Source organism: Clostridium sp. AM34-9AC (assembly GCF_003480225.1).
Lineage (GTDB): Bacteria > Bacillota > Clostridia > Lachnospirales > Lachnospiraceae > Acetatifactor > Acetatifactor acetigignens.
The window spans coordinates 1-25509 of the sequence record NZ_QUIU01000009.1; the positions used below are offsets into that span (position 1 = coordinate 1).

Here is a 25509-nt window from a genome sequence, read left to right on the forward strand (position 1 = left end):
CTGCCAAGGGCTACGGGGATATTTCGCTAAATTTCAATTTACAATATAATTACATTCGCGCATTTCACATCATTGGCGAGGTCGTACACTTTGCCGGTGGTGAGACCCAGAACTTTGGGGCGCAGCACCGCATTGGGAACGTTCTCCACAATACGGGCGGTCTCTCCGTTGCTCAATGCCACATCTGTGCCTACCGGATAGAGAATAACGCTCTCCAGGAAGCACCGCATAACTGTAATATCCAGCTCTTCCGTCATGGACATGATCATTTCCACGGCATCTCTGGGAGAAAACGGCTTCTTATACGGCCGCTCCGTCACCAATGCATCATAAATATCCGACACAGAGATCAGTCTGGCAAACAGGTCGATCTTGTCCCCTGTGATCCCCATAGGATATCCTTTTCCGTTCATTTTTTCATGATGCTGTAACACACCCAGCTTGATCTCCATGGACAGATCTTCCTTAGACTGCAGAATACGATATCCGTACACGGAATGCTGCTTCATAATGGCAAACTCTTCATCCGTCAGCCGCGCCGCCTTATTCAGGATCTCATTGGGTATTTTTGATTTTCCGATATCATGTAAAAGTCCTGCGATTCCGATCTCGTAGACCTGCTTGTCATCCAGTCCGTATTTCTGCGCCACGATCATGGACATCGTTGCCACATCCACACTATGTTTGAAAGTGTACTCATCACTGATCTTCAATGCACCGATATCCACGGCTACTGCATCATTATCCTCAATAGCCCGCAGCAGGTCATCCGTAATACTCCGGGAAGCATTGGTAAAATCCGGTGACTGCGTATCCTGATACAAATACTGCACTCCCTGTGCCACGCGGCTTCGCACGCTCTCTGAGATCTGTACCTTGGCAGGATCCTTCACCTTCACCTGTTCATATTTTTTCTGTAATGGTTCCGGCAGTTCCTGCGGCTTGTCCGCATCCGCCGGCTTCACATCCTCTGTACCCTCACAGGTATAGATTCCTGTAACCCCCATTTTCTTCAGCGCATCGATATGGAAATCCTCCAGTCGGGTACGTCTGGCGATCAGTACACGGCCTGCACGGTCTATGATTGCCTGATCGATCATCATCCCCGGCTGCACAATGCGCAGCGGAACATATTTTCTCCTGATCATCGGTCTCTTCCCCTTTCCGAATGATTTTGGTCCATGCTTTATTGTAACATATCTTCATGAATTCTTAAAGATATCTGTCAAAAAGCTTAAAACTGCTTAAAAGACTTTTTATGGGACAATCCTTTATACTCTTCTATAGAAAAGACGGTTATTTTGTCAAAAAAGGTTCTAACGGGAGGGATTTCTATGAATGCAAATGCAGCTTATCAGGTTCCGGTGCAACAACGCCGCCGCAGAATTTCCAGGCAGGAGATGCTCCGCAGGAAGCGGGCGATCCGCAGAAGAAAACGCATAGTCTGCTTCCTCCGGGTCTCATTTGCCATCGTGTTGCTCCTGACCGCAGTCTCTTTCTGGCAGGATTACGGCCATGAGATTCTTCCTGCCGTCAATCATCTGTATTATCAGCTGACTGCCCGGTATGATCTGCCGGTTGTCCAATATGATTTTGCTGCACTGCGGGAAGAAAATGAATCTGACGCTGCCGGAAGTCTCTCTACCACCGCAGATACCGTAAGCATCACGGAAGCACTGGCCGATCTTGCCCAAAATAATGCCGAAGCCGCGGATTTCGTAGCAGACTACCCCAACAGACAAAATTATCTGGGACGGTCCATCGATCTTGCTTCCGATGTTCTCATTGGACAGGTGCCTCTGCTCCTGCAATGGGACAAGCGCTGGGGCTACGAGTCCTACGGTGATAGCATCATCGGTCTCGCCGGCTGTGGTCCCACCTGTCTGTCCATGGCCTATGTTTATTTCACCCACGATTTGAACGGCACCCCGAGAGAGATTGCCTCCTACTGTGAAAAGAACGGTTATTATACGGAAAATGGCACCAGCTGGTCCCTGTGGACCGAAGGGCTTCCTGCCCTCGGCCTGTCCGGCAAGGAACTTCCCCTGGGTGAAAACAACATGAAAACAGCCCTGGATCAGGGCAAACTTATCGTATGCAGCATGCGACCGGGGGATTTCACCACCTCCGGCCACTATATCCTGCTCTATGATTATGATGACACAGGCTTTTGCGTCAAAGATCCCAATCGGGTAAGCAATTCTTCCCGCACCTGGGATTATGACACGCTGTCTCCGCAGATCAAAAATCTGTGGGCCGTCAGCCCCACTGGTTTTTAACAATGTCTGCCAGAATCTTTGCTGTGCCGTCGATGCCGAATCGGCTGCTGTCGATCATGAGATCCTTATGGTCGAAAACGCTCTGCCAGCCGGGAATATAGGCTTTGTGGTAACGATTTCTGGCAGCATCCACATCCCGCATCATTTTCTTTGCCGTCTGGGGATCCATCTGCAGGTTCTCCACACAGTTTTTCAGCCTTGCCTCATCGGGGGCATAGACATACACATTCAGATGATTCGGGATATCCTCCAGAATATAGTCCGCACAGCGTCCCACAATGATGCAGGATCCCTTGGCTGCGAAATCCCGGATGATATTTTTCTGGGTAAGAAAGATCTCATCCTTGAGGCTGGACATTCCCATTCCGAGCGGATACTGCCTCCGGAAGAAAGTAGACTTCATACTCTCTTCTTCATCGCTGATGACAGATACCGGAAGGCCCATGCGCTTCGCCGTAGCCTCCACAATATCTCTGTCCAGGAATTCTATTCCCAGTATTTCGGACAGTTCCCTGGCAATGGAACGTCCCATACTTCCGAATTGTCTTGAAATCGTGATCACATACTGTTCCATGGATATCCTCTTTTCTTTTCTCGTTTAATCTGCGGTCACACGTACCGGTCTCTTCCGCCGTTTCTGCATGGTACGTACCACGCAGGACAGTGTGTAGTTGATGATAAAATAGATCAATGCAGCTACACCAAACAGCACAAATACATCCGATACGTTTACATTGCCAGTACCATTGTAACGGCTGGCTGCGGAAAGCAGCTGTTTGGTCCGGGCCATCAGTTCGATGGTCGCCACATTTGCCAGATAGGAAGAGTCCTTGATGGTGGTGATTACCTGACTCAACAGGGTAGGAATGACATTGCGGTAAGCCTGCGGCAGAATAATATAGATCATGACCTGTACCACATTGAATCCCTGTGCGTGACCGGCTTCAAACTGTCCATGTGCGATGGAATTCAGTCCTCCGCGGATGATCTCCGCAATAACGGAAGAGGTAAACAGGATCAGAGCAACTGCTGCCTTGAACAACAGCTTGGTCTCTACTGTGGTCAGCCCGAACAGTTTCCGGTTGAACAGCTCCGGACAGGGGCAGAATACCAGGCATATGAAGATCCACAGCAGCAACGGTGTATTTCGAAATACTTCTATGTATACGGTGGCAATCGTGCCAAATATTTTCGTCTTTTTGCTTGTGCAGTAGTTTCTGCACAGGGCCAGTACCGAACCGATGACGATTCCCAGCACAACAGCGATCAGGGCAATGATCAGAGTGAATACCGTACCTTTGAGAATGTAGGCCATAACACCTTTCTGTCCCAGTATGGAAAAGCTTGCTTCCAGGTTACTCATTGTCCGTCACCGTCCCTTCTGTTCTCTGAAATGTCACCCGCTGGTCTCTTTTCTTCAGATGGATCTCCCAGACACTGGCTGTCTTGGAGAGGGGATAACATATAACGAAAAATAACAGTCCACTGACCAGATAGGCCGGAGCATAGGCTCCACCGGTATTTTCACCGGTGACAAAGCTGTAAGTCAGCGAGATCAGATCCGCTCCGCCGATAATATACAGGCAGGAGGTATTTTTGATCAGGTTTACGATCTGGTTCACCATGGGCGGCAGAATGATCTTGATGCTCTGGGGCAGGATAATATAATACATCCGCTCCACATAAGTGAATCCCTGGGACACAGCCGCCTCGAACTGTCCCTTAGGGACGGCCTCGATGCCCGCGCGCACCACCTCGGCCATATAGGCTCCGGTGTATACGCCCAGTGCAACGATACCTGTCGGCAGGATTCCGATACTGTGACCGGAAAAAGCCAGCGCATAGTAGAAGAAACACAGCTGAAGCAAAATCGGTGTATTCTGCATGATCTCCACATAGACTCTGCTGATGATCTGCAATACCTTTTTTCCGCTGGTAGCCATCAGGCCAAAGATCACACCCAGTGCCAGCGATAACAGGATCGCAAAAAATGCTGTCTCCACAGTATTCAGAAGTCCTAACAGGAATGTGCTCCTGTACGCCCAGACCTTGCCCCAGGCTCTTGCTGAAATAATACCAGACATAGTGTTTCCTCCCAGTTACTTTTTTCTTTTTTACTCTAATCCGTTCTCTGTAATCAGGCTGTCAATGGTACCGTCTGCCAGCCATCCCTGTACCAGTTCATCCACGTATGCAGAGAAGCCGGAACCCTTGGTGGTAGCCACGCCATATTCCTGAGGGGAGAACTTGTCGTCGATGTAGGAACGTCCGTCAGTCTTGTAAATAGCCAGAATGGACTTGTCTACACAGAAGGCATCTACTTCACCGGCACTCAGTGCGGTGGAGATTGCAGGGTAGTCATCATACTGCTGGAAAGAGATTCCGGTAGTCCACAGTGCGGGATCAAAGGTATCTGCATCAAAGCCGCTGCCATCGATCAGGCCTGCATCGATCATAGCCTTTACCAGTGCCTTTGCGGAAGTGGATCCGGAGGATACACCGACCTTCTTGTCTACCAGGTCTGCCAGGGAGCTGATGCCGCTCTTATCCTCTACCAGTACGGTTACATAGTCTGTAAAATAAGGAGTGGAGAAATCCCAGCTCTGCTTTCTCTCATCGGTGATGGTGAAAGTAGCCAGTACACAGTCAATATCGCCGGAATCCAGAAGCTCGGTTCTTGTAGCTGCGGTTACGGCGGTGAACTCTACATCCACGCCAAGGCTCTCTGCGATCTTCTCAGCCAGGCTGATCTCCAGTCCGGAATACTCACCGGTCAGGGTATCCTGGAAGCCAAAGCCTACTACTGCATTTTTAACGCCGACTCTCAATACACCACGGTCTACGATTGCCTGTACGTCTGCTGCCAGCTCGCCGTCTGCTGCAGGAGCTTCCGCTCCTGTTTCTGTGGTTGCTGCTGCGGTACTTTCCGCTGCAGGTGCTGTTGCCCCGGAAGCGGGGGCATCAGTGCTGCCGCATCCGGTAAATAAAGTTGCAGTCATTGCCATGACTGCTGCCAATGCAGTCCATTTCTTAAGATTTTTCATAACATTCTCCTCCTTTTATTTTGCATGATCTCTAACTATTCCCGCCGGATCTGTAAAAAGCATCCGTGATGGCTGTATCGCTCTGAATAGTTATATATCTAAACACGAAGCCTTCTGACTGACACGCTGCGAATTTTGGCTCCGTGGTCAGACCGTTGAAAATGAATACGGGAAGCTTCCCGCTGTCCCTTCCGGATGTCCTAACGAATGATCTTACCCAGAAACTGTTTTACACGTTCGTTGGAAGGATTGTCGAAGAAATGATCCGGCGTGCCTTCCTCAATGATCTGTCCGTCTGCCATGAATACGATACGGTCTGCCACCTGTCTGGCAAATCCCATCTCGTGAGTAACCACTACCATGGTGATGTTTTCCTTAGCCAGCTTGATCATAACATCCAGTACTTCCTGGATTGTCTCCGGATCCAGTGCGGAAGTCGGTTCATCGAAGAGAATAATCTTCGTCTGTGCACACAGGGCTCTCGCTATGGCGATTCTCTGCTGCTGTCCACCGGAAAGTGTTGTGGGATACACATGAGCCTTATCCCTAAGTCCTACCACATCCAGATAATGATAAGCCAGATCCTCGGCTTCCTTTTTGCTCTTGTGATGCAGCTTCATGGGTGCTATGGTCAGATTCTTCAATACCGTCATATGCGGATACAGGTTGAACTGCTGGAATACCATGGATATGGACTCCCGGATGATCTTGGTCTTGTTCGCATGGGTCAGCTTCTGTCCGTCTATGTACACATTTCCGCTAGTGGGCTCCTCCAGGAAATTCATGCATCGCACGGTGGTGGATTTACCGGAACCGGAGGGTCCGATGATAACCAGTTTCTCGCCTTCTTTTACTTCCAGATTTACATTTTTCAGTACCTGGAGATCTCCGAAATTCTTACATACATTTTCCAGTCTGATCATTTTGCTCCTCCATTCTACGTTCCGGGCAGGAATTTTTGATAATAGAAAAAGGCGCTTTTACCGATCCGGTAAAAACGCCTTTGTTTTTATGGGTTACATATTATACAGTTTTGTGCGCTTTGTCAAGACTTTTATTTCATTAATTCTTTCAGGACCTCTTTTGCCTTCTCCAGCTGATTGTCCACCGGATCATCACTGTTGTAGTATGCTTCCCCGTCAAACTCGCATTCCACATCCGGTTCAATACCGGTTCCGTGGATATTGCGGCCATTGGGAGTATAGTAAGCGCTGATGGTGATCTTGATGGCGGATCCGTCGGTGAAGGGCATGATCTGCTGTACGATTCCTTTACCGAAGGTCGTGGTACCTACCAGGGTTCCAACGCCGTAGTCCTGGATTGCTCCGGCCAGAATCTCGGAGGCACTGGCACTGTTCATATCCACCAGTACCACCAGAGGTACTTCCAGAGGAGTCTTGCCGTCACAGGTATACTCTGTGCGCTTGCCTGCCTTGTCCTCGGTATATACGATCATGCCTTCCGGGAGCAGCTTTCTGGCAATTTTAACCACTGCATCCAGACTTCCACCGGGATTGCCCCGCAGATCCAGGATCAGGCCTTCCATGCCGGAGCCCTTCACGGTTGCCAGTGCATCGGTAAACTGGTCTATGGTCACATCGTCGAATTCCACGATCTGGATATATGCCATATTGTCATCCAACATTTCGTATTTTACGGTGGGACTCTCTACCTTGGCTCTCTCCACGGTGACGTGCAGATAATCCCCGGCGCCCTGTCTGACAATGGTCAGATCCACTGTGGTCCCGGCTTCTCCGCGGATCATATTCACCGCTTCCGTCAACGTCTTACCTGCAGTGGAGACACCGTCCACTTCATAGATAATATCGTTGGCACGCAAATCCACATCAGCTGCCGGTGCTCCTTCGATCACGCCGCTGATCTTGGGCAGATTGGTCTCGGAATCCATGCTGACATAGGCACCGATGCCAAAGTAAATGCCCTGTGTCTGTTCCGTCAGTTCATTCAGCTCCTCTGCGGTATAGTACTCGGAATACGGGTCATCCAGAGAGTCCATCAGGCCACGGAACATACCGTCTTCCAGCTGTTCATTGGTGACCTCACTCAGATAAAAGTTCTCCTTCACAGTGTCTTCCAGCAATTGCAGTTTTTTAATGGTCTGTGCATTGACCGCGGAATCTTCTCCATAGAATACCTGTGCTGCCACATCATCCTTCATGGTCATGATGTTGTGGATCTGAAAAGCGATAAAGATACCGCCCACGATCAGCAACGTGGCCGCAAAGCCAACGATAAGGCCACTGAGAAATAAGCCTTTTTTCTCGCCATTATTTGCCGCCGGAGTTACAGAAGCCTGTTCTTCGGTGGTGGTTTCCAGTTCCTTATTTTCCTCCATAAATGCTCTCCTTTATTTCCAAGATATTGTCGCAACACGTCCTGCTTCTTGTCGCAACACGCATTTCTCCGTGCTTCGCACTCTCGAAATGCTGCATACATTCGCATTCCGGGCTATCGACGCTTCTCCACATTGGTTTGCCGCAACACGCATTTCTCCGTGCTTCGCACTCTCGAAATGCTGCATACATTCGCATTCCGGGCTATCGACGCTTCTCCACATTGGTTTGTCGCAACACGCATTTCTCCGTGCTCCGCACTCCCGAAATGCTGCATACATTCGCATTCCGGGCTATCGACGCTTCTCCACATTGGTTTGTCGCAACACGCATTTCTCCGTGCTCCGCACTCCCGAAATGCTGCATACATTCGCATTCCGGGCTATCGCCCTACTTGCTCATGTATGTTTGATTGTCTAATAGACAGATCACTTAGCCTGCAAGCAGTCACGTGATTCTGTCTATTGACAATCTATTGCGACAGGTAGTTCCAGGGGGATGTGTAAGCTCCATCCTTACGCACGCTGAAGTGCAGATGGTTGCCGGTGGAACGTCCGGTGGAGCCCACTGCGGCTATCGTCTCTCCTCTGACCACAATATCGTCCTTGGATACATATAATGCCGAGGCATGCATATAGATCGTATACAGTCCACCACCATGGTCGATCATCACGTAGTTGCCCATGGTGTTGCTGTAAGTGGCTGCCACCACCTGTCCGTCATAGGCCGCATAAATAGCCGTGCCCTTGGGCGCCGCGAAATCCACGCCGTTGTGGAACTGTTCGATTCCCAGTGTCGGATGGATACGGTTGCCGTAATCATCCGAGATCCGGGTATAGGTTGCCAGCGGGAACTTAAAGGTACCGCCATCGTAAGTCAGCACAGTACCACTGGCCTCCAGGATCTTTTTTTTCTCTGCGGCAATGGCAGCCTCCAGGGCTGCAATCTCCGCATCCTGATCCGCAATGGACTGCTTGTATTCCTTGATGGCCTGTTCCTTGTTGGTAATATCGGATTCGTAAGCGGTGATATCCCGGTTCTTCTGGTCGATCAGAGCCTCCATATTGGCCTGCTCCTGTTCCACGCCGGCCTTGGCCTCATCCAGAATGGCTTTCTCCGCTTCCAGTTCCTCTTTGCAGAGTTCAATATATTTGCGGTTCTCCATGAAGTCTTTCCATTGCTGTCTGTCATAAGCCATGATCAGATCCATGAAATCCGCCCGGTTCAGGAAATCGCTGAAGCTTTCTGCTTTCAACATCATATCGAGGATGTAGGAATCCCCTTTCTCATACATAATTCTTATGCGGCGGATCATGGCATCTTTCTGATTTTCTTCTCTCTCCAGTGCCGCATCCAGTTCCGCCTGGGTCTTTGCAATTTCTTCTTCTTTTGCTGTGATCTTATTTTTCAGATCCGCAATATTCTGTTCGATCTGGCTCAGATTCTGATCCAGCTGGGTTACATAATTTTTCAGATTGGTCTTCTGTGTCTCCAGGTCTTTCTTGATCTGCTCCAAATTGCTCAGATTGCTTTTCATCTGTTCACGTTCTTTTTCCGCCTGTTTGATCTGATCCTGTTTGTTCCGGATACTGTCAGAGGTAATGGATGACATATTGGTCGCATTTACCCGCAATCCCTGCATGCCGAAGGAAACCGTCAGGATCAGGCACAGTGCCAGGCACAGAAAGCCTTTTTTCTTTTTATTCAATTTGATTTAGTCTCCATTCTTAAAATGTCATGATGCAGTGCAGAGCCACACTCCGCACACATCATGACAAATAGGATCCGGGTTATCTGCTGGAATTGTATTTACACGTGCAGATGCTTTCTTACAGTAGCGATACTTCCCAGGAAACCGATACCCACACCGACACCCAGAGATACCGGGATCAGGAAATGGAATATCTCGTCCACAGACAGGAAATTCAGGAAGCCGCTGAGTACCATAAAACGGTTGATCACATAGTTCAACGCATAATTGTAAAGGGAATAGATCAGTCCCAGCGGTACTGCTGCACCGATCAGACCGATCAGCATACCTTCCAGCACAAAGGGCGCACGCACGAAAAAGTCGGTAGCGCCGATATATTTCATAATATTGATCTCCGCAGAACGGACAGAAATACCGATAGCTACGGTATTGCTGATCAGGAAGATGCTGACTGCCAGCAGGATCACGATGATTCCCATGGACACGTAGGCGATCAGAAGGTTCAGACCGCTCAGTGTGTTGGCTGTCATTTCGGAATAGTTGACCTTGCGCACCTCTGGAATGGACTGCAGCCAGGTCACCAGTGCATCCTGCATGGAGACATCACTCAGGAAAATCTCATAAGTATCCTCTCCTGCCAGTGGATTCTCGGGGAATCCTTCTGCATAATCCTCACCGAAATAATCCGGTCCGAAGGTTGCCCATGCATCATCTGCAGACTGGAACTGTACCTCGGATACCTCTGCACGCTTGGCAATCTCCTGTCCGATCTCTTCCAGGCGCTGTTCGGACGGGATCTGTCCGTCTACATGACTCTCACAGTTATCCATATCACTGTGGAAAAATACCGTAACGGATACACCTTCTTCTGCAGTCTTCAGGATATTCTGAAAGTTGGACACGATGCAATAGAACAGTCCAAACAGAAACAGACATGCGGATATCGTGGCAATGGATGCCAGAGAATACCATTTATTCCGGAAAATATTGGCAAATCCCTGCTTGATCGTATAAAAAAGTGTACTAATCTTCATCGATATACCCACCCTTCTCTTCGTCACTGATGATCACACCTTTTTTCATGGTAATCACTCGTTTCTGCATGGCATTGACGATTTCGCGGTTATGGGTGACCACGACTACCGTGGTGCCGCTCTCATTGATCTCCTCCAGCAATTTCATGATCTCCCAGGAATTATTGGGATCCAGATTACCGGTGGGCTCATCTGCCAGCAGTACGGAAGGATTGTTCACCAGCGCTCTGGCCAGTGCAACACGCTGCTGCTCACCGCCGGAGAGCTGTTTGGTCTTGGCCTTATATTTGCCTGCCAGTCCCACAGTTGCCAGAATCGCAGGAACATTTCTGCGGATCTCACTGACGGGAGTCTCTACGATACGCTGTGCGAATGCTACATTTTCATAGACATTGCGGTCATTCAGCAGTCGGAAATCCTGAAATACGACACCCAGGTTACGACGAAAACGGGGGATCTGCCTGTGCTTTAATTTCGCCAGATCATTTCCCATAACATAAACACTGCCGCTGGTCGCTGTAAGCTCCCGCAGCAGTAATTTGATCAACGTGGATTTACCGGATCCGCTGTCACCTACAATAAATACAAATTCCCCTCTTCCGATGCTTAACGACACACCATTCAGTGCCGGAGAACCTGAGGAATAAGACTTGCTGACGTTGTCCAGGAAAATGATTCCGTTTTCCTCAATGATCCGCTCTCTTTTCAGCCTTTGTGTTTCTTTTCTTGTCATTTTATGATCATGCCTTTCTATTGCCCGTAAGATCCCACCCTGCGGACAGTTGCTGCCTTTGTGCTACCATATTGATCCCTATTCAGAGCCTCATTCGCAAAATCGCATCTACGATGCTCTTCTAAACAACAAGTTAACTTGTTGTTTGCTTATTTGAGGCTTTCTCGCCAAAGAAATAACGTCAAATGTTCTTACGAATGCAAGCATTCGACGCATACTTTCCGTTATTTCGTGTCTCCGCAAGAAATCAATACTCATAAGTTTCCATATACTTCATGTATTTTACGACCATCAGTGCGATCTTGAAGGTGATGGCATCTTCAAATACCCGCAGATCCAGCCCTGTACTCTTCTGTAACTTATCCAGGCGATATACCAGCGTATTTCTGTGAATAAACAGCTGTCTGGAGGTCTCTGACACATTCAGGCTGTTCTCGAAGAACTTGTAAATGGTCGTCAGGGTCTCCTCGTCAAAATCATCCGGGCTCTTGCCTCCGAAGATCTCACGGATAAACATTTTGCACAGAGGAATGGGCAGCTGATAGATCAGACGGCCGATTCCCAGTTCACTGTATGCGATAATATCTCTCTCGTCAAAGAAGATCTTACCTACATCCAGAGCCATCTTTGCTTCCTTGTAGGAACGGCTGACTTCTTTGATCTCATGTACAATGGTACCGTATGCAATACGGATCTCACGGATACCCTCCTTCAGGAGAGCCGCTTCCAGTGCTCTTGCCGATTTTTCAATTTCTTTGCCGGTATCGGTCTCTGTGAATTCCTTCACCACGATCACGTTGCTCTCGTCTACCGCAGTGATAAAATCCTTGCTGTTGCTGCCAAAATGAGTTCTGGCCAGTTCCAGGACATTATTATCCTTGCCTCCCGCAGATTCCACGATCATGACCACTCTGGGCACGTCTGTCTGAATATGCAGCTTCTTGGAACGGCTGTAAATATCCACCAGCAGCAGATTATCCAGCAGCAGATTCTTGATGAAATTGTCCTTATCAAATCTCTCCTTATAGGCCACCAGCAGATTCTGGATCTGAAACGCAACCATTTTGCCGATCATATAGACATCCTCACCGGTACCTCCGGCTACGAGAATATACTCCAGCTGCTGCTCATCATAGATCTTGAAATACTGATATCCCTGGATCTCCTGGGAGTCCGCCGGTGATGCCGCGAATTCCACCGCGGGCTTGGAACAGTTGCCCATATCCATGGTGGCCGCTACTTCCTTGCCATCCACATCCATGACACACAATTCCACTCTGGCGATTCCTTTCAATCCTTCAATGGTGTTCTGTAAAATCTGATTTGATATCATCTTCTGCTCCTTCAGTCCCCAAACATACTTCTCTTTTGCTATAACCCCGAAAAATAATATGAGAGTCCATATCATATATAAATTTACAGAAAAACTGGTAAAAATGCAATAGTTTTTTATGCATTTTTTAGTAAAAATGCCTTTTTCTTTTAAATATGCGCAAAAAAAGAATTCGGAAAACTAATATTCCGAACTCTTTTTGTCTTAGCGTTTATTATGTATTATTTCTGCGCTAAATCCGCAGATCGATATTCGCACCAAGTTCCGGTGTTACGCTACGTTCCATAGCAGCGGAATCAATCATCTGGACGATTCCCTGTCCCAGTGCTTCGTTCGTATCCATCGCCTTGCTCAGCACAGCTGTTCCGATTTTCGTCTGCAGATTATTTGAAGCCATTGACATTGATAATCCTGCGATATCCATGATAACACCTCCTGTATCTGTTCATATCTCTCAGATTACGTTCTTACTATAGCACACTTTTTTTGTTTTTTCCACACTATCCACGCACCCTGCGAATATTTTTCTCCGTGATCTGGATCTTGCCTTCTTTTAACAGATGTCCTACCGCGCGCTTGAACTCGTTCTTGCTCATGCCGGTCTCATGGGCAATGACCTCCGGCGCCGCCTTATCATTAAACGGCAGAGAACCTTCATAGCTGTCCAGCAGTCTCTCGATCTTCTCCGCATCCTTCTGAATCTGCAGATAGGCTTTTTCCCGGACACTCAGTGTCAGCTTACCGTCTTCCAACACTTTTACCACTCTGGCAGTGACCTGATCGCCAATCCTGAGCTCGGTATCTCCGAACAGTTCTTTTTTCGGGATCAGTCCGGAAAAGCAGTTATCCACTGCCACAAACGCACCGAAATTCTTGCTGATCTCATAGATCCGGCCGGTTACCTTATCGTCTTTTTTGTACGGGCTGTCCGTGCGCAGATGTTCATAGACATTCATGGTCGCACACAGTCTGCCGCTCTTGTCGATATAGAGAGCTGCCAGCACCTGTTCTCCGGTCTTTACCTTGCGGGTCTGCTGCTTAAAGGGCAGGAGCAGATCCTTCTCCAGTCCCCAGTCCAGGAAAGCACCTACTTTCCCTACCTGTACTACAGTGAGCAGAGCCACCTGTCCCATACACAGCTTCGGGGTTCTCGTCGTAGAGATCAGACGGTCACTGGAATCCCGGTACAGGAATACTTCCAGTTCATCTCCGACCTTTGCTCCTTCCGGCACCTGCTTCGCCGGCAGCAGCACTTTATCCTCCGGTGCTTCCTTCGTTGCCAGATACACTCCGAATTCTACTTTTTTCACTATTACCAGCGTCTGTTTTTCGCCTAATCTCAATTCCACGTTCTCTCCTGTTCTGACAGCATAGGATTACTGTCCCTGAAATTCCACTGATACATAAGGTTTCCCGGCTTCGTCCTGCAGGCAGATGACGTAGCCATTCTCTATAGACACTACATACGGATGCAATACATCATCCAGGAATGCCTGTTTCTTGTATTCCGCCCGCATCTGACGGATCACAAAATCATCCGGCAGATACTCCATGGCAATATTTATATACTGCCCATTGTTTACATGATGGTTGGTGTCCAGGTGGTGTTTTTTCACCACGATGGGTTCCAACAGTTCTCCACCTTCCGGCACGGCAATTTTGCGGGGGGCATACTCCATGTCCAGCTTTTCGTCTATTTCGTAGCCCTTATGCATGGCTTCGTTCACCATTACCGGTTTGCCGGTGCCGACATCCAGCAGACTCCATAAGGAGTTGGCTTTCGCCAGATATTCTCCCTGTTCATCCAGCATGGCAAAATTACGGTATCCCAAAAATACTTTTAGCTCATAGGGCAGCGTCACGATCTTTACTTTTTCCCCTAATTTCGGATAACGGTTCACCACGATCTGCCAGGAGGAAAGGACCCAGACCTGACCAATCTCCTTCATATAACCGATTCCCAGCCCCACATCCTCCGAATGGAAAGTGGAACAATCCTGAAAATAATTCAGTAATGCGTCCAGCGTAAGATACCCTTCACTGTCTGTCTCGCTGTAACGTATTCTACTGTCAAATGCGTACATAACTTCCGATCTCCTTTGCGGCGATGTTCTGCCGCAGCCGTTCTTTTTACAGATTTCCCGTAATTGCCGTAACAATCTCCGGGAACATCTGGATAATGATCATGGCGATCCAGAAAATACAGTAGCATATCATTCCCGGATTGCCGATCACGGTCTTGAATCTCCGTCCCTTTGCAATCTGTCCCGGCTCTAATTTCAGCTTCTTACGATATACAATGAACAATACAATTCCCGTAACCAATACTGCCAGAATAAACAATACATAGATCATATAGCCGATCCAGCCCGGCAGGTACTTCATCATGTAGTCCATGACAGCCTGTGAATCTGCCCCGTTCATAATGACTTCCTGGTATTCCTCCAGATGGATTGCTTTCAATAACAGTACACTGACTACGGCACCCATAAAATTAATGCACATGTGCAAGCCAATGGTCACTTTCAGTTCTCCGGTCTTCACATACAGAAATGCCAGAAACATTCCCAGTAAAAATGCGTAGGCAAACTGATTCAGGTTGCCATGGAACAATCCGAACATCAGACCGGACAGAACAACAGCTACTCCCTGTCCGTATCTTACGGTACGATCCACGATCAGTTTCCGGAAAATATATTCCTCAAGGATTGGCGCGCAGATCACCATATAGAGAAATGTCACGATCATATTGGATCCGGTGGCATAGGTCATCAGTGCATTGTCCACTGCGGAGCCTTTTAATGCCCCTACGACAGTGGTGATCAGCGTTCCCACCAGATTACCACAATACATCAGTGCAAAACACATGATCAGCGCCAGAACAAACTGTCCCGGTGTAATGCTTTTCTTCGCGGGTGCTTCCCCGGGCATCCGCTTTACCACAGCGATCAGAACCGGCATACCCACAAGATACAGTGGTAATACTGCCAGGATCAGGCTTATGGTGGTGTCCTGCAGCCATTCCGGCTTCACCGCACCTACGATGGCCATTACTCCCATCTGCACTGCGTAGATGACCAGTGTTCCGATCAGGAATCGGAAACCTAAGCTGGAAAAACTTTTCTTCATGCTTTTTTCTTCCATTTATTTTTCTCTCCCTCATGTACTATAAACTATTCAGAATCACATTTTCTAAATCCGCTCTGAATAGTTACAGCATAGCATAAATCCTTTGAGTATGAAACTATTTTTTCCATGGCTCAAGACAGTTCCATAGGAAAAGGCTGCGCATCTTCAATATGCACAGCCTCTGTAATGTTCCTCTATGACGATCCTGTTATTCTCCCAGACCGTTCTCTACGGCTTCTACCAGGGTCTTCAGGGCTTCTGCCTCGTCCTCACCCTCACATACGAATTCGATCTCATCCCCACATTTTACGCAAGCGCCCAATACACTGAGTACGCTCTTGGCATTTGCAGTATTTTCACGAAATTTGAAGGTGATCAATGACTTGAACTGCATTGCCTCCTTGCACAGAATTCCGGCGGGGCGCAGATGCAGACCCGTAGGATTCTTGATTACGACTTTCTGACTTACCATATAATAAACCCTCCAATATCTATATTATTCTGCATTATTTTCTCTAGTGTTTATGATTTTACTTTTCATTTACATTTCTATCATAGCATGAATGAAAAGCATTCACAAGGGCTTTTACCAGACAACTTTCGGAATCTGTCTGCTAGAACATGATATCCTGTATCAGGTTGGCAAGCTTCTGTGCTTCTTCCCGGATCACCTGCTGATCCTTTCCTTCGATCATGACTCTTACCAGCGGTTCGGTTCCGGAAGGACGGATCAGGACACGGCCCTCTCCGGCGAATTTTTCTTCCAGTTTCCCAATGGCTGCTGCAATCTCCGGATATTCCATATATTTCTCTTTTTTGTGATTGGCCACTTTGGCATTTACCAGTGCCTGGGGCAGTACTTCCATCACCTTAGCCAGTTCTGACAGAGGCTTTCCGGTATCCACCATGACCTGCAGCAGATGCAGTGCACTGAGCAGTCCGTCTCCGGTGGTATTCTCATCCAGGAAAATAATGTGACCGGACTGTTCGCCGCCGAGGCTGGCGCCGATCTCCTTCATGCGCTCCAGTACATAGCGGTCACCCACCTTGGTCTTCTCCATATGGATGGCATTCTTCTCTGCCATCAGGAAGAATCCCAGATTACTCATAATGGTTGCCACGATGGTATCCCTCTTCAGAGTACCCTTGCTCTTCATGTAGTTGCCTACGATTGCCATGATCTGGTCACCATCGACGATATTACCGTTCTCATCCACAGCCAGCAGTCTGTCTGCGTCTCCATCGAAGGCCAGACCGACATTGGCCTTTTCATAGACCACTCTGGCCTGCAGTTCTTCCATATGGGTGGAACCACAGTTGGCATTGATATTGGTACCGTCCGGATTGTTGTGGATGGCCACCACGCTGCCGCCCAGTTCTTTCAGGCATTCTACGGATGTATAGAAAGAGGCACCCTCTGCACAATCCACCACGATCTTCAGTCCGGTCAGATCCACATTGACCGCTCTCATGGCATGATTGATGTACTCTTCTCTGGCATCGGTACGGTACTTGATCTTGCCGACTCCGGGACCGATGGGAAATTTGATACCGGGCATATTGTTACGGATCAATGCCTCGATCTCATCTTCCATGGCATCGGGAAGCTTATAGCCGTTACCGTCAAAGAATTTAATACCATTGAACTCTACCGGATTGTGGGATGCGGAGATCACAACGCCGGCATCTACTTTGTATTTCTTGGTCAGATAAGCAACCGCAGGAGTGGGAATCACACCTACGTAGACACAGTTGGCTCCTACGGAGCAGGCTCCTGCCATCAACGCATTCGCCAGCATATCTCCGGAAATTCTGGTATCACAACCCACCATGATCGTGGGTTTGTGCTCATTTTCCTTCGTAAGTACATAGGCTCCTGCCTGCCCCAGTTGCATGGCAAGCAACGGAGTCAGTTCCTCGTTGGCAATTCCTCGTACACCATCTGTTCCAAACATTCTAGCCATGATAAAAAACCTCTCATTCTATCTTTTAATTATTCGTATCCTGATTCTTCAGTCGGATGTGGATATTGACATCATTTTCTACCATGATATCCTCCGACAGGTTAAACGTCACAGGGATCGTGTAATTTCCCGGTGTCAGTTCTTCTACATTGTTGTCATCCATCCATTTCTCCAGATCCAGTACTCCCGTCACCGTATCATCCCGCAGAATACTGATATCTCTGTCCAGGCCGGATACCGTGATATCATAAGTCTCCGCCTCTGTAGTGATCTCTGCCTCCATTCCCTCCGGCACACCGCTGATCGTAATGTTCTCTGCCGGTACGGACAGGTCCTTGGTCGCGATCGGTTCAATGTATACCGTTGCAGTGATCTTGCCGTCAAAGCTCTTATCCGCCAGTCTGACGTTAGCGGGCAGGTACTCCTTCAGATTAATGATATCCACCAGATCGCTGGACTGTCCGGTAATATTCATACGATCCTCCGGTACGGTAATGGCAGATACTCCCAACAGTGCTGATGCCGTTCCGGCGATCTTCACTGTAGACCTGCTACTCTCTACTTCACCGGTAGCCATATAACCGTCCTCAGGTACACCCATATATTCAATCTCTACCGGTACTTCCTTCGTTGCCAGCACTTCTACTGTCATATGCGCAGAATCCACGTTTTTCTTGACAGTTTCCAGAGATAGTTCATTGTCGTCCGCATCATACAGCTTAATGTCCACATTAGCCGACAGACTGCTGGTGGAATCTGCTACATTGATGTCCACTCCGGCATGATCGATCTGTGAGATCGCTGATTTAGGTCCGGTTACTTCGATGTTGGTCTGATCCAACGTTACATTGCCGATCATATAACCGGATGCCACCTCTCCCAGCGTGGTGCTCTCCAGTTTGATCCATTTGCTGGTCTTGTCTTCCACATTCAGGCGCACGGAATCGTGATTACCCCTGATCTCCACGGAATCGTTGCTGATATTCTCACAATAATAAGTGATGGCGATCGTATTGATATCTGTCAGTTTGCTCATATCCGCTTCCGCTACAATATCGTTTCTGCGCAATTCGGATTTTACAATACTCTGGGGGCCTGTTACCGTTACTCTTACCAAATTACTGTTGTCCAGCACCTCATATACTTTTCCTTCTTGCTCCAGCAGATCTGTGTTAATCAGTCTGACCTGGATATTATTGAAGGTTACCGTGTCCTTCGGATCATAAATCTGTGCCACCAGAAACCACAATACAAAGGCCAGCACCAGAGAAGCAAGCTTCAGTCCAAGATTACGTGTCAGTAATTTTTTCATTTCTTCTCACGGCTCCTTCCCTTCCAGATTCGCAGATTTTTGTGTTCCTCTCCGGTATTGTTCAGGATCTTATGCATTCTGTCGCGAAGAGTCTCCGCATCCAGATTCCGCTCCAGCTTTCCTTCGTATGCAACGCTGATCTTACCCGTCTCTTCGGATACGATCACCGTCAGGGAATCTGTCACCTCCGAGATACCCACACCGGCACGATGTCTGGTACCCAGTTCCTTGCTCAGTCCCAGGTTATCCGACAGCGGCAGATAACAGGTGGCAGAGGCTACCCGGTTCCCCCGTACGATCACAGCACCGTCATGCAGCGGGGTGTTGTGCTCGAAAATATTGATCAGCAGCTGGCTGGTCACGATACCATCCACATCGATTCCCGTTCTCTCATAATCCCGCAGGGAAACCTTCTGTTCGATAACGATCAGGGCACCGGTCTTGACCTTGCCCATCTCCACACAGGCTTTGGTGATCTCATTAATGGTCTTCTCGGAAAATCCCTCGTCCACACGATGATTGTTGTCAAAAGGTAATACAGAACTGATAATATTCTTCTTGCCCAGTTCCTCCAATGCCTTTCTCAATTCCGGCTGTAGCACCACTATGAGGGCTGTCACCGCAAATCCCAGGACATTCTGGGCCATCCACAGGATGGTAGTCATACGGAAAAAATAAGCCAACAGCAAAAAAATGAGGATGACAACCAGACCCTTGAGCAATACCCATGCCCGGGTCGTCTTCATCCACACTAACGCATAATACAGTAGTACCGCAATGATCAGGATCTCGGCCACATCGCCGAAATCCATGGTTGTGCGGTAACTGCTGAAATTTTTAATATATTCTGCCAGCTTATCCCCTAATTGCATTTTCCATTAATCCCTTCAGAACAATTCTTCATAATCATCGGAGTCATCCTGAGGATTCGTGTGATTGCCGCCTATGGTGACACTTCTGCCACCGGACATCTCGTGTCCGCGGTAACCGCCCTGCTGTCCGTAAGGAACTCCGTTTCCGGCGGGGGTACGTTCTGTCACAACACTTCGGCCTGTTCCTTCTGAGGGCCTGCCGGTATGTGCCGTACTTCTGTAGGTCTGGCCTGCAGATCTCGTACCCTGTCCGGAGGTTCTGGTCTGCTGACCTGCCGGACGTCGCTGTGTATTGATTTTCTTCACTGTATTGGTGGGCGCCGCAACTGTCATTTTGGGCACTGCCTTTACATAGTAATAATACTCGTCATCTTCAAACTGTACTTTCTCCGTTCTGCTATAGTCCAGACAGAATCGGAAAAATTCTATGATCTTGCAGGCGATCAGCGTAACAACGGCACCTAACAGTGCGCTGACGATGGAGAGATTGGTATCGTACATCAGATCTCCCACCAGCAGGATCATCACTTCGATCATAACGCCGGCAACCATGGCAATGGTCCAGGAGTGATCCACACTCATTCTCCGGATCAGATACACCACGATCACGGTAATGGCAAATGCTGCGATCATCACCAGCATTGCCTTGTTCCCCAGCATTCCGTCAATCAGCAGGCGCAGTTTGGCAGTGGCTTCCTCTGCTCCCATGGAGTTGATGGTCGGAGCATTGGTGATCACCGTCTGGAGCAGATAATACACCACAACACCGCAGCCTACAGATACGCAGGACGCCGGGGTTCCGATCAGTCCCATTGCCACAGGCATCACATAGGGCAGCTTCAGCATACAAAGCACCGGGGTCAGTACCACTACCAGTGCTTCCTTCGCGGTAAATCTGAGAAACAGCAGATACAGCAACAGGAAAACAACCAGCCCAACCGCCGCGGTTTCAATAGAGAGTGCATACATATGAAGCACTGCAAACATCATTGCAAAAAAAGCCATAAATCCGGTGGGCAGGAAAGAACACAGCAGCGATACGATCAGCACGATGGCCATGTTATCCAGCTTTGTCATATATCCCATTTTGCCGTTTATGATGCTCAGCACGATAACGCCGAGTAAAAACTTGATCACCGGCAGAATAAAAGCTTCATTTCTGCTGTAGATCTTCTTGAGATTCTCTCTTAATTCCAGTAAAGCAGTCATATTTCCTCCAGGTCAATCTGTGTAGGCCGTTTACTCATTGTAAATGGAATTCAACTTCTTCAGATTGTTATAATAGCATTTCAGGCTCTTTTTCGCCCGTGCATAGCGCAGAGAGCAGATCAGATAAGATGCCACTCCATACACTACAACCGTTATTCCATAGTACAGCAGAACATTTTTTCCAAAACCGATCAGGTCCATCTTGTAAATATCCTGCATGAAATTCTCAAAATCATAGAACACAAACAACGCAAAGCAGACTCCATACGCGATCGTCGCACACAGAATGGACTTCAACACCTGTATGGCGATGTAGTCACTGCGGAAATAACGGCCGATGGCCATATTCTTTTTGCCTTCATTCTCTTCATAAGATGCCATTTGCGTCATCAGTATGACTTTTTCTTCGTTCAGCATAATTCCTCCGCTTACAAATGCTTACAGAAAACGCATTCTTTCTCCGTCTCTGGATGTTCTGGGGCTCTGCTGGGGCGCAGTCGGCTTCTTCGGCAGTACACTCTGCAGATCCATGGCCATATCATATTTGCACTTTTCGCAAAATCTTCCGCTGCGGATCGGTGCTCCGCATTTCTCACAGTTCAGCAGAATACTGGATCCTTCTGTCAGTTCCAGTCTCTCTTCTCTCAGCCACTGCTGGATCTGGGACGGCTCCACGTCACAGTTCTCCGATACATCCTGAATACTTACACCGGGGTTATTACGGATGTATTCCTTTACCTCCTGGAACTTGGCTTCCATCTTCTCACGGCAATGCGGGCACAGAAACGGTCCTGCCACATAGTTAAAAATATGTCCGCACATTCTGCAATTTCTTATATTCATAGTATCTCACACCTTCCTGATCATACACCAGACCCACAGGCCAATGTCACGCAATACACTTTTGACACTCCGTGCTCTTTTAACAGTGCTGCGATCTCATCCAGGGTCGTACCTGTTGTATAAATATCATCCACCAGAATAATCCGGTCATATAATTTTACATCATTTCTGCCTATAATAAAAGCCTTTTTCAAATTATTTTGCCGTTCTGTGGGATTTAAATGCTTCATCGGTGCTGTATTTCTCACCCGTTTTACCAGTTTCTCATCTACCGGCAGTTCCAGGCTTCTGCCCAAAGCCCTTGCCAGACATGCTGCCTGGTTATATCCTCTTTTCCGCAGTTTCCCACGGTACAGCGGCACCGGAACTATAACGTCCGGACGCACCCGGCCGATAAAATCTCCCAACAGACGCGCCATTTCTTCTCCGAAAAAATCGCCGTATTCCTGCCGTCCACTATACTTAAAACGATATATTGACGGAGCCACATCCCTGTATTCGTATAAAGTTCTGGCTCTGTCGTATTTATGTTCCCGGTGCATACAATCACCGCAATACTCCCGTTCCTCCGCCAGTTTCTTTCCGCAACGCATACACCACGGAGCCGTCACCGGCTTTAATTTAGGCAGACATTCCGGGCAGATTTTTCTGCCAAAAGGACGGACGATCCCGTCACAGACCGGGCATCTTCCGGGAAACAGCAGCTGTAATCCCGTTTCCTTTATTTTGCTTATGGTTTTTCTGATCTCTTTCTGCAATCTCAGGCTCCCGTTTTGTTTTCCGTCTACGGTGTATCATTTTCCGGCAGACAGCAGATCTCCCGGATCCGCTGCTCCAATCCCGTATATCTGCGATTCTCGCTGACATTCTCGATCATGTTTCGCACGGTCTCACTGCTTCCCAGAATGGTGACACAGTTCCTGGCACGGGTAATTCCGGTGTACAGAAGGTTGCGGTTGAACAGCATTCTGGGGCCGCCCAACAGTGGCAGGATCACCGCAGGATATTCGCTTCCCTGGGACTTATGGATCGTAATGGCATAAGAGAGTTCCAGTTCCTCCAATGCCGAGAAAGGATAGTTGACCCGTCTTCCGTCATCGAATTCCACCAGCAGTGTGGACATGGTATCATTGATTTCCTTAACCCTTCCCATATCTCCGTTGAATACGCCCATTCCCTTGTCGATGGGAATATTGTATCTCCCGACGATCTCCCATTCGATCTGGTAATTGTTTTTGATCTGCATGACCTTATCGCCTTCCCGGAAAACGGTATTGCCATAGGCATGCTCCTTTTTATGAGGATCCGCTGGATTCAGATAACGCTGTAAGATCTCATTCAACGTCTCACAGCCCAGACTTCCCTTCCTCATAGGGGTCAGTACCTGAATATCAAAGGAGGTGGCTCCCACATATCTGGGTAGCATATCCTGAATCAGCTGGATCATGTGCTTATATATGACATTTACGTCATTTCTTTCCAGTAAAAAGAAATCCTTTGACTTATTGTCCAGAGTGATCTGCTCTCCTCTGTTAATCCGATGGGCATTGACGACAATGTCACTTTGTCCGGCCTGCCGGAAGATCTTCTCCAGAGTTACCATGGGGAACGCCCGGCTGTTCATGAGGTCCCGCAATACCTGTCCGGGTCCCACACTGGGCAGCTGGTCCACATCTCCCACCAGGATCAGTCGTGTTCCCGGAAGAATTGCTTTCAGAAGCGCCTGAAACAGTTGAATATCCACCATGGACATTTCATCAATGATCACTACATCCGCCTCTAAGGGGTTCTCCTGGTTCCGCTCGAAATTTGCCTTTCTGGTGTCGTCTTCCGACAGGGCACTGTTCAGTTCCAACAGACGATGAATGGTCTTCGCCTCAAATCCGGTGGCTTCCGTCATTCTCTTGGCTGCTCTGCCCGTAGGTGCTGCCAGAAAAATGTCCATGCCTTCCGATTCAAAGAATCGGATGATCATATTAATGGTGGTGGTTTTTCCGGTGCCGGGACCTCCGGACAGGATAAACAGGCCATTTTTGATACTTTCCTCCACCGCTTTCAGCTGCAGTTCATCCAGTTCCATGGACAGATTTTCCGCCATGCGTTCCAGACGTTTGCGGATCGCTGCATCCTGGGAGGGAAGATTTTCTGCCTCCACCATAGGGATATTCAGATTCCTGAGCATATTGGCACAATTCAACTCCGCATAGTAATAAGAGGAAGCAAATACTGCTTCTCCCTTTGCCACAAGCTTTCGGTCCATGATAAGGTTATCCACCTGAGGACGGATATTTTCCTCTGATACCCCCAATAGTTCGGAAGCTCTGCGCAGCAGAAGATCCAACGGCAGATAACAATGACCTTCTCCCACCGCCTGCAGCAGGGTATACAGAATGCCACTGCGGATGCGGTAATCCGAGTCGGTATGAATGCCGATCTTCCCCGCGATCTCGTCCGCGATACGGAATCCCACACCACTGACATCCTCTGCCAGGCGATAGGGATTCTCCCGCATAACGCTGTACATTTCCATACCATAGGTATTATATATTTTTACGGCAAGAGTATTACTGATTCCGTATTGCTGTAAATAGACCAGTGCTTCCCGGAGATCCTTTTTTTCTTCCATCTGGATAGCGATCTCCTGTGCCTTGCGTTCGCTGATCCCCTTTACCTCAGCCAGACGCTCCGGCTCCTCCTCGATGATGCGGAAAGTATCGTCTCCGAATTTTTTTACGATTCTGGCTGCCAGTGCCTCACCGACTCCCCGGATTGCTCCGGAACCCAGATACCGTTCCATTCCCACACGGTCGGTCGGTGTTACGGTCTCGTAGCTCTGGATCTTGAACTGTCGGCCGTATACGGGATGTTCTATGTATTCTCCCTCGGCGGAAATATTTTCTCCCTGGGTCAGTCCTTTGCACATACCGACACAGGTCATCTCTTCCCCTTCTGTCGACAGGATCATTACCGTATATCCGTTTTCACTGTTTTGAAACACAATATGGTCTACAAAACCTGTAATCGTCTCCATTTTTAGTCCTCATACTATCTGTCTGTTGATTTGTGGGTTTCAAGGCTGTTCTCTCCGAATTGGGAAGAGGTCACCGCGGTGGCGGCGTAAGATAAAAAAGATCAGGGCTGCCAGAAATGGCAGCCCGAAGTCGCTACTCAAGATTGTAATTACGCTTCATCTGCTCATATAGCATCTGTGCCAATCCCAGACTGTTCTGCTCCGTAGAGTCGGATGCGATCTGCTGTACCATCTCATCCTTATAGTAATCCATAAGCTGGGAGTTGGAAGAAGAAGTCTCATCGCTCTCAGGGATGGTCTTCATCATTTCCTTGAACATCTGCTCCAGGAAATAAGCCTCGAACTGCTTGCAGGCATCCATCAGTTCATCGTCTGTTGCTTTGGTGTAATCCGAACCGTTTAACTGGTTCTGCAATTTGGAAGCCGTCTGGTTCGCCGCATTGGTGTATGCGGTGCTGTCCAGAGCGGAACTGCCGTATATAGAAGAGATATCCATAATTTATCCTTTCTAAATTCCACGGTAATGCGACGGGCATTCGCCCTATCAAACCGTAATCTGACGTTTCCGCCTGCAAGCAGGCGAATCGTCCCTACGGTAATGAGCAATGCATCTCGTAAACGCTTCGCGTTTCCTTCGATGTCGGGCATTCGCCCTATCAAA

At 48.4% G+C, this 25509-nt stretch carries 26 protein-coding genes; 1 reads left to right on the plus strand and 25 read right to left on the minus strand.

Translation table 11 applies throughout. The features are described from left to right. Window positions 1–38 precede the first annotated feature (38 nt). Complete coding sequence (locus DW835_RS06820) at window positions 39–1148, minus strand: HD-GYP domain-containing protein (protein WP_243037081.1); 1110 nt, start codon at window positions 1146–1148, stop codon at window positions 39–41. Window positions 1149–1334: 186 nt separating this feature from the next. Here DW835_RS06820 and DW835_RS06825 point away from each other — a divergent pair, with 186 nt between their 5' ends. Continuing rightward, a complete protein-coding gene (locus DW835_RS06825) occupies window positions 1335–2279 on the plus strand; it encodes a C39 family peptidase (protein WP_118730903.1) in 945 nt (314 codons plus the stop codon). On the opposite strand, the gene DW835_RS06830 is transcribed toward DW835_RS06825, so the two are convergent. The 24 genes from DW835_RS06830 to DW835_RS06945 form a co-directional block, all read right to left on the minus strand. After that, the gene (locus tag DW835_RS06830) at window positions 2260–2853 is read right to left on the minus strand and encodes a cytidylate kinase-like family protein (RefSeq protein WP_022311908.1); all 594 of its coding nucleotides are present in this window, start codon (window positions 2851–2853) and stop codon (window positions 2260–2262) included. The genes DW835_RS06825 and DW835_RS06830 overlap by 20 nt on opposite strands. A 24-nt stretch (window positions 2854–2877) precedes the next feature. After that, window positions 2878–3642, minus strand: a complete 765-nt coding sequence (locus DW835_RS06835) for an amino acid ABC transporter permease (protein ID WP_118730904.1) — start codon at window positions 3640–3642, stop codon at window positions 2878–2880. Beyond that, window positions 3635–4363, minus strand: a complete 729-nt coding sequence (locus DW835_RS06840; RefSeq protein WP_022311910.1) for an amino acid ABC transporter permease — start codon at window positions 4361–4363, stop codon at window positions 3635–3637. Before DW835_RS06840 ends, DW835_RS06835 begins: the two co-directional genes overlap by 8 nt. Window positions 4364–4393: 30 nt before the next feature. Continuing rightward, a complete protein-coding gene (locus DW835_RS06845; protein ID WP_227061699.1) occupies window positions 4394–5323 on the minus strand; it encodes a transporter substrate-binding domain-containing protein in 930 nt (309 codons plus the stop codon). Between the two features lie 200 nt (window positions 5324–5523). Continuing rightward, window positions 5524–6246, minus strand: coding sequence for an amino acid ABC transporter ATP-binding protein (locus tag DW835_RS06850; protein ID WP_118730905.1), 723 nt, complete (start codon window positions 6244–6246; stop codon window positions 5524–5526). A 131-nt stretch (window positions 6247–6377) separates the two neighbouring features. Beyond that, entirely contained in the window at window positions 6378–7679 is a 1302-nt protein-coding gene (locus DW835_RS06855; RefSeq protein ID WP_118730906.1) for a S41 family peptidase, read from the minus strand. 470 nt (window positions 7680–8149) lie between these two features. Beyond that, window positions 8150–9385 carry a M23 family metallopeptidase gene (locus DW835_RS06860; protein ID WP_117465942.1) on the minus strand — a complete coding sequence of 412 codons (1236 nt, stop codon included), beginning with the start codon at window positions 9383–9385 and terminating at the stop codon, window positions 8150–8152. A 101-nt stretch (window positions 9386–9486) separates the two neighbouring features. Continuing rightward, entirely contained in the window at window positions 9487–10422 is a 936-nt protein-coding gene (gene ftsX / locus DW835_RS06865; protein WP_118730907.1) for a permease-like cell division protein FtsX, read from the minus strand. Next, entirely contained in the window at window positions 10412–11098 is a 687-nt protein-coding gene (gene ftsE / locus DW835_RS06870) for a cell division ATP-binding protein FtsE (RefSeq protein ID WP_117466002.1), read from the minus strand. Before ftsE ends, ftsX begins: the two co-directional genes overlap by 11 nt. A 304-nt stretch (window positions 11099–11402) precedes the next feature. Next, window positions 11403–12488 (minus strand): helix-turn-helix domain-containing protein, encoded by a 1086-nt coding sequence (locus DW835_RS06875; RefSeq protein ID WP_022311856.1) that lies wholly within the window; start codon window positions 12486–12488, stop codon window positions 11403–11405. Window positions 12489–12720: 232 nt separating this feature from the next. Continuing rightward, window positions 12721–12912, minus strand: a complete 192-nt coding sequence (locus DW835_RS06880) for a YjfB family protein (RefSeq protein ID WP_022311855.1) — start codon at window positions 12910–12912, stop codon at window positions 12721–12723. Between the two features lie 76 nt (window positions 12913–12988). Further along, entirely contained in the window at window positions 12989–13831 is an 843-nt protein-coding gene (locus tag DW835_RS06885; protein ID WP_117466003.1) for a S1-like domain-containing RNA-binding protein, read from the minus strand. Between the two features lie 33 nt (window positions 13832–13864). Further along, the gene (locus tag DW835_RS06890) at window positions 13865–14572 is read right to left on the minus strand and encodes an acyl-ACP thioesterase domain-containing protein (RefSeq protein WP_118730908.1); all 708 of its coding nucleotides are present in this window, start codon (window positions 14570–14572) and stop codon (window positions 13865–13867) included. 46 nt (window positions 14573–14618) lie between these two features. Continuing rightward, on the minus strand, window positions 14619–15632 hold the full coding sequence (locus tag DW835_RS06895) for a type II CAAX endopeptidase family protein (RefSeq protein WP_118730909.1): 1014 nt from the start codon (window positions 15630–15632) through the stop codon (window positions 14619–14621). Window positions 15633–15825: 193 nt separating this feature from the next. Continuing rightward, window positions 15826–16089 (minus strand): HPr family phosphocarrier protein, encoded by a 264-nt coding sequence (locus DW835_RS06900; protein ID WP_022311851.1) that lies wholly within the window; start codon window positions 16087–16089, stop codon window positions 15826–15828. A 142-nt stretch (window positions 16090–16231) separates the two neighbouring features. After that, entirely contained in the window at window positions 16232–17581 is a 1350-nt protein-coding gene (glmM, locus tag DW835_RS06905; RefSeq protein WP_118730910.1) for a phosphoglucosamine mutase, read from the minus strand. Between the two features lie 25 nt (window positions 17582–17606). Further along, window positions 17607–18893, minus strand: a complete 1287-nt coding sequence (locus DW835_RS06910; RefSeq protein WP_117465947.1) for a CdaR family protein — start codon at window positions 18891–18893, stop codon at window positions 17607–17609. Further along, entirely contained in the window at window positions 18890–19705 is an 816-nt protein-coding gene (gene cdaA / locus DW835_RS06915; RefSeq protein ID WP_117466004.1) for a diadenylate cyclase CdaA, read from the minus strand. Before cdaA ends, DW835_RS06910 begins: the two co-directional genes overlap by 4 nt. Window positions 19706–19780: 75 nt before the next feature. Further along, on the minus strand, window positions 19781–20974 hold the full coding sequence (locus tag DW835_RS06920; protein WP_181968676.1) for a hypothetical protein: 1194 nt from the start codon (window positions 20972–20974) through the stop codon (window positions 19781–19783). Between the two features lie 30 nt (window positions 20975–21004). Then, the gene (locus DW835_RS06925) at window positions 21005–21391 is read right to left on the minus strand and encodes a hypothetical protein (protein WP_022311846.1); all 387 of its coding nucleotides are present in this window, start codon (window positions 21389–21391) and stop codon (window positions 21005–21007) included. A 21-nt stretch (window positions 21392–21412) separates the two neighbouring features. Further along, window positions 21413–21817: a flagellar protein gene (locus tag DW835_RS06930; protein ID WP_117465948.1), complete on the minus strand. Its 405-nt coding sequence runs from the start codon at window positions 21815–21817 to the stop codon at window positions 21413–21415. Window positions 21818–21837: 20 nt separating this feature from the next. Continuing rightward, a complete protein-coding gene (locus DW835_RS06935) occupies window positions 21838–22575 on the minus strand; it encodes a ComF family protein (RefSeq protein WP_022311844.1) in 738 nt (245 codons plus the stop codon). 26 nt (window positions 22576–22601) lie between these two features. Further along, on the minus strand, window positions 22602–24848 hold the full coding sequence (locus DW835_RS06940; protein ID WP_022311843.1) for an ATP-dependent RecD-like DNA helicase: 2247 nt from the start codon (window positions 24846–24848) through the stop codon (window positions 22602–22604). Window positions 24849–24981: 133 nt separating this feature from the next. Next, on the minus strand, window positions 24982–25344 hold the full coding sequence (locus DW835_RS06945) for a rod-binding protein (RefSeq protein WP_022311842.1): 363 nt from the start codon (window positions 25342–25344) through the stop codon (window positions 24982–24984). Between the last annotated feature and the right edge of the window lie 165 nt (window positions 25345–25509).

Bases quoted from the DNA above. Each gene is read 5' to 3' on its own strand.
- DW835_RS06920 (WP_181968676.1), bottom strand. From the start codon at position 20,974: ATGACTGCTTTACTGGAATTAAGAGAGAATCTCAAGAAGATCTACAGC.
- DW835_RS06840 (WP_022311910.1), bottom strand. From the start codon at position 4,363: ATGTCTGGTATTATTTCAGCAAGAGCCTGGGGCAAGGTCTGGGCGTAC.
- DW835_RS06845 (WP_227061699.1), bottom strand. From the start codon at position 5,323: ATGAAAAATCTTAAGAAATGGACTGCATTGGCAGCAGTCATGGCAATG.
- DW835_RS06835 (WP_118730904.1), bottom strand. From the start codon at position 3,642: ATGAGTAACCTGGAAGCAAGCTTTTCCATACTGGGACAGAAAGGTGTT.
- DW835_RS06850 (WP_118730905.1), bottom strand. From the start codon at position 6,246: ATGATCAGACTGGAAAATGTATGTAAGAATTTCGGAGATCTCCAGGTA.
- cdaA (WP_117466004.1), bottom strand. From the start codon at position 19,705: ATGGATTTCGGCGATGTGGCCGAGATCCTGATCATTGCGGTACTACTG.
- DW835_RS06825 (WP_118730903.1), top strand. From the start codon at position 1,335: ATGAATGCAAATGCAGCTTATCAGGTTCCGGTGCAACAACGCCGCCGC.
- DW835_RS06830 (WP_022311908.1), bottom strand. From the start codon at position 2,853: ATGGAACAGTATGTGATCACGATTTCAAGACAATTCGGAAGTATGGGA.
- DW835_RS06945 (WP_022311842.1), bottom strand. From the start codon at position 25,344: ATGGATATCTCTTCTATATACGGCAGTTCCGCTCTGGACAGCACCGCA.
- DW835_RS06875 (WP_022311856.1), bottom strand. From the start codon at position 12,488: ATGATATCAAATCAGATTTTACAGAACACCATTGAAGGATTGAAAGGA.
- DW835_RS06900 (WP_022311851.1), bottom strand. From the start codon at position 16,089: ATGGTAAGTCAGAAAGTCGTAATCAAGAATCCTACGGGTCTGCATCTG.
- DW835_RS06930 (WP_117465948.1), bottom strand. From the start codon at position 21,817: ATGAATATAAGAAATTGCAGAATGTGCGGACATATTTTTAACTATGTG.
- DW835_RS06910 (WP_117465947.1), bottom strand. From the start codon at position 18,893: ATGAAAAAATTACTGACACGTAATCTTGGACTGAAGCTTGCTTCTCTG.
- DW835_RS06925 (WP_022311846.1), bottom strand. From the start codon at position 21,391: ATGCTGAACGAAGAAAAAGTCATACTGATGACGCAAATGGCATCTTAT.
- DW835_RS06880 (WP_022311855.1), bottom strand. From the start codon at position 12,912: ATGGATATCGCAGGATTATCAATGTCAATGGCTTCAAATAATCTGCAG.
- DW835_RS06895 (WP_118730909.1), bottom strand. From the start codon at position 15,632: ATGGAAGAAAAAAGCATGAAGAAAAGTTTTTCCAGCTTAGGTTTCCGA.
- glmM (WP_118730910.1), bottom strand. From the start codon at position 17,581: ATGGCTAGAATGTTTGGAACAGATGGTGTACGAGGAATTGCCAACGAG.
- ftsX (WP_118730907.1), bottom strand. From the start codon at position 10,422: ATGAAGATTAGTACACTTTTTTATACGATCAAGCAGGGATTTGCCAAT.
- DW835_RS06820 (WP_243037081.1), bottom strand. From the start codon at position 1,148: ATGATCAGGAGAAAATATGTTCCGCTGCGCATTGTGCAGCCGGGGATG.
- DW835_RS06940 (WP_022311843.1), bottom strand. From the start codon at position 24,848: ATGGAGACGATTACAGGTTTTGTAGACCATATTGTGTTTCAAAACAGT.
- DW835_RS06855 (WP_118730906.1), bottom strand. From the start codon at position 7,679: ATGGAGGAAAATAAGGAACTGGAAACCACCACCGAAGAACAGGCTTCT.
- DW835_RS06890 (WP_118730908.1), bottom strand. From the start codon at position 14,572: ATGTACGCATTTGACAGTAGAATACGTTACAGCGAGACAGACAGTGAA.